Consider the following 6371-nt stretch of genomic DNA (forward strand, 5'->3'; position numbering starts at 1 on the left):
AGTCACAATTCCTACTCTGCTATAACGTTAATTAATTGATTGTGGTTTCTTTCTATTTTTTATTGCACTTAAACGTATTTTCTCTTGATTAATCAATGCTGGCTGCCCATTACGGACTGTATCAAGTGTATGCTGAATCCACTGAGGTAGATCAGCTGGAAAATGGTAAAAAATACAAACCCCTTCTCGTTGATCATGTAATACACCACTATCTCGTAACAGAGCTAAATGGCGAGACACTTTAGGCTGGCTAGCTTGTAATGCTTTAGTTAAATCCCCAACAGATAAAGCACGTTCATCATGAATTAGCATTAAAATTCGCAACCGTAGTGGATCGCTCATAATTTTAAATAATTCAACTGCACCAATCGTGTCAGATTGATTATCACCATGAAGCATTAAAAATAATGCTATCTTGGCTTTTAAACCATCAAAAACATCATAAAACCCTTGAGAATCTGATAGTGGTTTAGGATCTTTAAAATCCCAATGAATTAATGCATCAGAATCAGGAAAAAGTGCACATTCTTTATTGGCTTTATCACATAAGGTGATCACAACATCAAAGTGCTGGTCTTGTAAACTTGACGCTAATGTACTAGTTAGATTATCAGCGTTAATATTATGATAATTTAGCACTTCATATACTCGAGGATCGACACTCTCAGGTGCCATCCCCGCACTCATTATCTCAAATTGGCCAATGGTGACGGCACTATCTCGGCACATGTGACGCATCAATGCTTCTGCAAGTTGCGAACGGGCGGAGTTACCAGTACAAAGAAACAAAATGCGTTTCACAATACACCTTATAAATAACCGTTGAAAACATCAGAATATACGATAAAGCATATATAACAAGTGCATGAATTAAAAAAAGAGACCTGAACCACTTTAGCTATTGGCTATTAACGGGCAATATCTAATTGATTACCGCTCACACCATTGGTTCTAAACCAACCGGCGATACTAAAGCGTTGTTGCGTAGCGGGTAATACTTCATGTGGAAATAATTCAGATAAAAACACCACTAATCGCCCAGCAAGAGGATCTAAGGTAGCTAATTCATTATCATCTAAATCATACATTTTAAGTCGACCGCCATGAGCTGGTTGCCATTCATTATTCAGATAAAAAACAGTCGTTAATTTGCGGTTTTCTTGACCACGGAAACAATCTAAGTGCTTTTGATAAAAGTCACCTTGCTCATATTTGGCAAAATGTGATTCATACTCAAATAGGCCTAAGAAGAAATGACGATTTACTTCGACACGAATATCATTCATTCGTTGTAAGAAATCAGCTACTGGAGGCCCCATATCAGATGATAACCATTGAATTTTGTCACTTCTAATGGCTTTTTGGGTCATGTATTCATCATTGCGACCAATACCAGCTTGGCTCCAATCAGCAGGAATACATGCCTTTAATTGACTGACTTCATCCTGAGTCAAAAAGTCATCCCAGACAAACCAGCCTTGGGTAAATAAAGCATCAATAAGTTTGCCGTAGTTCATAATCGTTCCAATACGAAAGAAAAAAACGTTATAAGGGCAGACACATTTTACGACAAATCATAAATATCATCATAACAATGAATTTTTTTTCTTAAATAGATGACGACGTATACAATATTAGATTCAATGGTTGATTAATCCTAACAGATAGTGATTAATACGATATAAGCATACATTTTATTAATCGTTCATCACATATTTAACAACTAATATTGATTAATTCGTAAATATACTAGCTGAAATTTATAGGAAAAATTTTTTATGGGCGATAAAAATCGCGGATTATTATTAGCTTTTATAGGCATAATGATACTGAGCTTTGATAGCTTATTTGTAAAACTATCAGATTCAACAGCATGGAATGTACTTTTTTGGCGTGGCGCGTTTCAATGTATCGTTTTAATTATTATGCAACTGCTTTACAACCGTAAGCAATTTACAGCTGAAATATCACGTCCATCTTTATCTCTTTTAGGATTAGGTTTTGTTTTTGCAGCTTCAACTGTCTGTTTTATTGAATCATTACATTATACTCAGGTCGCAAGCACTCTAGTGATCATTAATACAGCTCCGTTCTTTACTGCTATTTTAGGTTTCTTAATATTAAAAGAAAAACTCAAATGGCCAACATTGCTAGCTATTGGTGTAGCGACGAGCGGTATTTGGATTATATTTGCTTTTGCTCCTGCTGGCGGACAATGGGTCGGAAATCTACTAGCATTAGTTACTGCCTTAGCAACAGCGGTTTATCTCGTCGCTATGCGTAAAACAAAAGGCGAACAAGCGGCAAATATTCTGATTGTGGCTGGATTTATGATCGCTGTATTTGCTTATATTCGAGGTGCGCAACCTTTTTCACTATCACATATTCAAATGCTATACCTATTAATACTGGGTGGGGTCATTGTACCGGGGTCTTATCTCTGTATTTCAAAATCAGCAGCCTATATTCCTGCAGCTCAAACAAGTTTAATTTTATTAATGGAAATTCTATTAGGTCCTTTATATGTATTTTTAGTGCTTGGTGAACAACCATCTTTAAATGATATTTTAGGTGGTGCTATCATTTTAATTACATTAGGACTTTATACTGTGTGGGATGTGAAGCAGTCAGAATAATATATAATATTTTCATGAGATTACCGCCGTTCATCATTGATACGGCGATAATCTATCAAGATTTTTATAGCATTCTTATTTAAGACTTACACGAAGATTATTTTTATTATCTCGATTTTGACGAATATGTTCATCGCTTTGAACTATATTCTCTTGTTTAGCAAGACGATCGTATAAAACAACATTAACGGATGCAGCTAAATTCATACAGCCAACAGTTGGCACATAAACAACATGATCGGCTCTATCTGCTACATCCTGTGAAATAGAACCATCTTCAGGACCAAAAATATAAATTGCTTTTTCTGGATGCTCAAAATGCGGCAGTAATGTTGCGCCTTCGGCAAAATCGACACAAACAATTTTCATATCTTGTGGCAGATTATCAAGCATGGATTCAACACCAGATAATGGAATGCTCTGCGCCATCTTCTTAGTATCGGTTTGAAACTTTGCAGCTTTATCGTAACGAGTTCCGGTATAAATAACAGCATCCGCTTTATAACAGCCAGCCGCTCTGAGTACAGCACCTATATTTGTTGGACTTTTAGGATTACTTAATCCAATGATGACTGATGCATCTTTCATGTCAGAAATACCTTATTTTATCGCTTAACCGCCAATGTAAACTAGCGGTTATTATACTGAAATTGCAACTTTACAGAAAGTGGTAACCAAACTAACCACTAACTTTCGTTATTATCCATTAACCGTTTAAACAACCACCCTTTCGCTAAGTTATCTATTGCTTGCTGCATTAAGGCATCAATCTGTTGAGCTTCATTACCATCATACATATCAAGGATAGTTGTAAAGAATGGCATATATGGCATGATTGATATATACAATTTATTACTTTCAGGCACCGCTTTTACTTCAATATCATAAGCTTTTAGATTGCGCGATTCTTTATCGATAAGGTGTACTAAATTAAAACGAATATTATTAGCATTTTTATCATCGAGAGTCGCACGATAACCCACTCTGTTTTCATCTTCACCAATCGTGTTATATTTTCCGTCAGCAAGATCTACCCCTTCTCGTATAACTCTTTCTAACATTTCTGCGCGATCAAAAGATACAACCGTAACAGAAGATGGTTCATCAGAAAAATCCTCAATAGAGTCCTCTTCAATGTCATCATCAAATATAGATCGGGTATAGGTTGTTACAATATGATTTGTCATACTTGTGACCTTAATGTTTTTCTTTATATAAAAATATTTTGCTAGATAAGGGTTATACGGAATTACATTTCATCTGCAATAAAAATTTTTAGTCTAATTTACGACAATCACATAATTACTTACAATTTACCCTTACATAGATTTTATCTGGCATTATTTTTACACATTTAAAGCCTTAAATTCATATAATTAACGTCAGATAGAACCATATCAATATAATTATCAATAAAAATAACTGTACAAAAAACGTACAAGTGATATTATCTGCCTCGTTCTGTTGTTCAGGACGTTATTAAATGCAACACCAAGTAACAGTTAAACCTTTAGCTACATCAACGTTATCGTTTTGTATCTCAGTGTTTCCCTTGGTTTGGCAGTAACATTAATAATTTAACCACTTAATACATCGCATTTTAGCGGTTAATTAATCATCTATATAAGGGGCATCACATGTCTAATACATCAACTGGTTTAGTAAAATGGTTTAACGAAGAGAAAGGTTTTGGTTTCATTACTCAAGACAACGGTGGTGCTGACGTATTCGTTCACTTCCGTGCTATCGCTTCTGAAGGCTTCAAGACATTAGCCGAAGGCCAAAAAGTCTCTTTCGAAGTAGAACAAGGCCAAAAAGGCCTACAAGCTGCAAACGTTGTAGCTTTATAATTTATCCTCACTGATAAATAACAAAATGCTGGCTATGGCCGGCATTTTTTATATCTGCTGTTTTCCTTGATGCTTGTTCATTATCAATTGCTATTATTTAGCATAAACTAAAAATATCTTTTTAATAGTAAAACTGTTTTACTGATCGACCGAATATAAAGCATACTTTAATCCATATATTTAGCTAAAATACTAGCAGTATTGTATTAAGATAATACTTATTTTATAGGATTAATTCATTGAATTTTGTTTTAGATAATATTGGCACAATAACATTATTTTTATTAGTGTTTACCGTTGTTGTTAGTTGGTTATTTCGCTCTAAAGAGTTTGCCATCATTAGAGGCGTTATTTTAACGGTTTATAGTTTAGTTTTTGTTACTATATTTGACACTCTGGTTAGCTTCATCCCTCCTTTTATCATACTGTTGTTATATAGTTTAGTCTTTATAGACACCTTGCTTCTTATTCGACCAAAGATGCAACCTCTTTGGGTTCGCGTTATGATAAATTGGCCAGGGCAATGGTTTTTAGGTGCAACGATAATCGCCTTTCCTTGGGCACTATGGTTAGTATTTTTTAACAGTACAGCTCTCTTGTATGTCCCTTATATACTTGGTTTAATCGGTATATTACAAAATTTCCGTATTTCTGAAGAATGTATTGTTATCGATCTAAATGATAATGCACAACCATCACAGCTAAGTCGCTTAGAGTTAGCACCACCACGTTCAAATAATAACGATACACTGCAGATTATCCAGTTAACCGATCCGCATTTAGGCCCATATATGTCTGTAGCTCGACTTCAGCATATTTGTAAAAACACAGTCGATAAACAACCGGATCTTATTTTATTAACGGGCGACTTTTTGACTATGGAGTCAAAAGGATCAGTACAAACACTGTCACAATCGCTTCAACCATTAAAAGACTATCGCGGTAAAGTATTCGCTTGTATGGGTAACCATGATTACGAAGCACCTGAAATAGTAAAAACAGCCTTAGCTGACAATAATATTACTTTATTGATAGATGAAGCGCTGGTAGTACAAACTCGACTTGGCCCAGTTGAAGTTATTGGCTTTGATTCTCACTCTAAAGATAGAAAACATAAACTCAGTAACGCAATCAAAAGTTTACCTAATAAAAAGAATGTCATCGCAAGTATTGCTATGCTACATGATCCAACTCACCTTTCAGATATACCCCTAACGAGCTACCCTATTGATTTATACTTAAGTGGCCATACACATGGTGGTCTTATGGGACTCGTCAGTTTAGGATTAAAAACAACGGTAATCAGTCTATTTTCAAAATCGCCAGATCATGGCTTGTGGGGAATAGATAATACTAAGCTATACGTACATCGAGGTACTGGACATTATGGCTTTCCTTTTCGATTAGGCGTACCAACAGAGCATAGTGTTATTAAGGTTAGATTAAAGAAATCAAAATAATATTAACAGTAATAGTACAGTGATAATTTAGGCTTCGATTTACTGTGCTATTACTGCCCTCATCTCTATCTGATAAATTGTTAGCGTAATTATGAGCCGCAAAAGCCGTTTCACGAAGTGGTTTTAACGGAATGGGACAGGAAAGTGACCAGAAAAAGATAGGGCTAAGTTTTTGATTAGGCTAGAAACAACAAAGCCTCAGCGTGAGCTGAGGCTTTATCATTTGAATTGGTGCCCGAGGACGGACTTGAACCGTCACTCCCGAAGGAAACGGATTTTGAATCCGTCGTGTATACCAATTTCACCACTCGGGCTTTTATTCTCATAAGAGAATGGAGGCGCGTCCCGGAGTCGAACCGAGGTACACGGATTTGCAATCCGCTGCATAGCCACTCTGCCAACGCGCCAACGTTACTAGGTTATCC

7 protein-coding genes and 2 tRNA genes are annotated in these 6371 nt (G+C 35.8%); 3 read left to right on the plus strand and 6 right to left on the minus strand.

Annotated elements, in window-relative coordinates; genetic code table 11:
• Positions 1 to 27: 27 nt before the first annotated feature.
• Complete coding sequence (locus BTN98_RS06850) at positions 28 to 801, minus strand: metalloregulator ArsR/SmtB family transcription factor (protein WP_082732124.1); 774 nt, start codon at positions 799 to 801, stop codon at positions 28 to 30.
• 107 nt (positions 802 to 908) lie between these two features.
• Positions 909 to 1517, minus strand: coding sequence for a 2OG-Fe(II) oxygenase (locus BTN98_RS06855; RefSeq protein ID WP_060997439.1), 609 nt, complete (start codon positions 1515 to 1517; stop codon positions 909 to 911).
• Positions 1518 to 1778: 261 nt separating this feature from the next.
• Between BTN98_RS06855 and BTN98_RS06860 the strand changes: the two genes are divergently transcribed.
• On the plus strand, positions 1779 to 2636 hold the full coding sequence (locus BTN98_RS06860; RefSeq protein WP_060997438.1) for a DMT family transporter: 858 nt from the start codon (positions 1779 to 1781) through the stop codon (positions 2634 to 2636).
• Between the two features lie 75 nt (positions 2637 to 2711).
• Here the strand turns inward: BTN98_RS06860 and BTN98_RS06865 are convergent, their stop codons facing one another.
• Together BTN98_RS06865 and BTN98_RS06870 are read right to left on the minus strand one after the other, a co-directional pair.
• Entirely contained in the window at positions 2712 to 3224 is a 513-nt protein-coding gene (locus BTN98_RS06865; RefSeq protein ID WP_060997437.1) for an RNA methyltransferase, read from the minus strand.
• A gap of 98 nt (positions 3225 to 3322) precedes the next feature.
• On the minus strand, positions 3323 to 3823 hold the full coding sequence (locus BTN98_RS06870) for a hypothetical protein (protein WP_060997436.1): 501 nt from the start codon (positions 3821 to 3823) through the stop codon (positions 3323 to 3325).
• A gap of 450 nt (positions 3824 to 4273) precedes the next feature.
• Here BTN98_RS06870 and cspE point away from each other — a divergent pair, with 450 nt between their 5' ends.
• Entirely contained in the window at positions 4274 to 4486 is a 213-nt protein-coding gene (gene cspE / locus BTN98_RS06875) for a transcription antiterminator/RNA stability regulator CspE (RefSeq protein WP_060997435.1), read from the plus strand.
• Positions 4487 to 4989: 503 nt separating this feature from the next.
• Entirely contained in the window at positions 4990 to 5946 is a 957-nt protein-coding gene (locus BTN98_RS06880) for a metallophosphoesterase (RefSeq protein WP_162271150.1), read from the plus strand.
• A 229-nt stretch (positions 5947 to 6175) separates the two neighbouring features.
• Here the strand turns inward: BTN98_RS06880 and BTN98_RS06885 are convergent.
• Both BTN98_RS06885 and BTN98_RS06890 read right to left on the minus strand, forming a co-directional pair.
• Positions 6176 to 6260, minus strand: a tRNA-Leu gene (locus tag BTN98_RS06885).
• A gap of 19 nt (positions 6261 to 6279) precedes the next feature.
• Positions 6280 to 6353 (minus strand) — tRNA-Cys (locus tag BTN98_RS06890).
• Positions 6354 to 6371 lie beyond the last annotated feature (18 nt).

This window comes from Photobacterium aquimaris, from assembly GCF_002954455.1.
Classification (GTDB): domain Bacteria; phylum Pseudomonadota; class Gammaproteobacteria; order Enterobacterales; family Vibrionaceae; genus Photobacterium; species Photobacterium aquimaris.

What these genes read in the sequence shown, in the direction of transcription:
- BTN98_RS06855 (WP_060997439.1), bottom strand. Translation starts at nt 1,517, where the DNA reads ATGAACTACGGCAAACTTATTGATGCTTTATTTACCCAAGGCTGGTTT.
- BTN98_RS06860 (WP_060997438.1), top strand. Translation starts at nt 1,779, where the DNA reads ATGGGCGATAAAAATCGCGGATTATTATTAGCTTTTATAGGCATAATG.
- cspE (WP_060997435.1), top strand. Translation starts at nt 4,274, where the DNA reads ATGTCTAATACATCAACTGGTTTAGTAAAATGGTTTAACGAAGAGAAA.
- BTN98_RS06865 (WP_060997437.1), bottom strand. Translation starts at nt 3,224, where the DNA reads ATGAAAGATGCATCAGTCATCATTGGATTAAGTAATCCTAAAAGTCCA.
- BTN98_RS06870 (WP_060997436.1), bottom strand. Translation starts at nt 3,823, where the DNA reads ATGACAAATCATATTGTAACAACCTATACCCGATCTATATTTGATGAT.
- BTN98_RS06880 (WP_162271150.1), top strand. Translation starts at nt 4,990, where the DNA reads ATGATAAATTGGCCAGGGCAATGGTTTTTAGGTGCAACGATAATCGCC.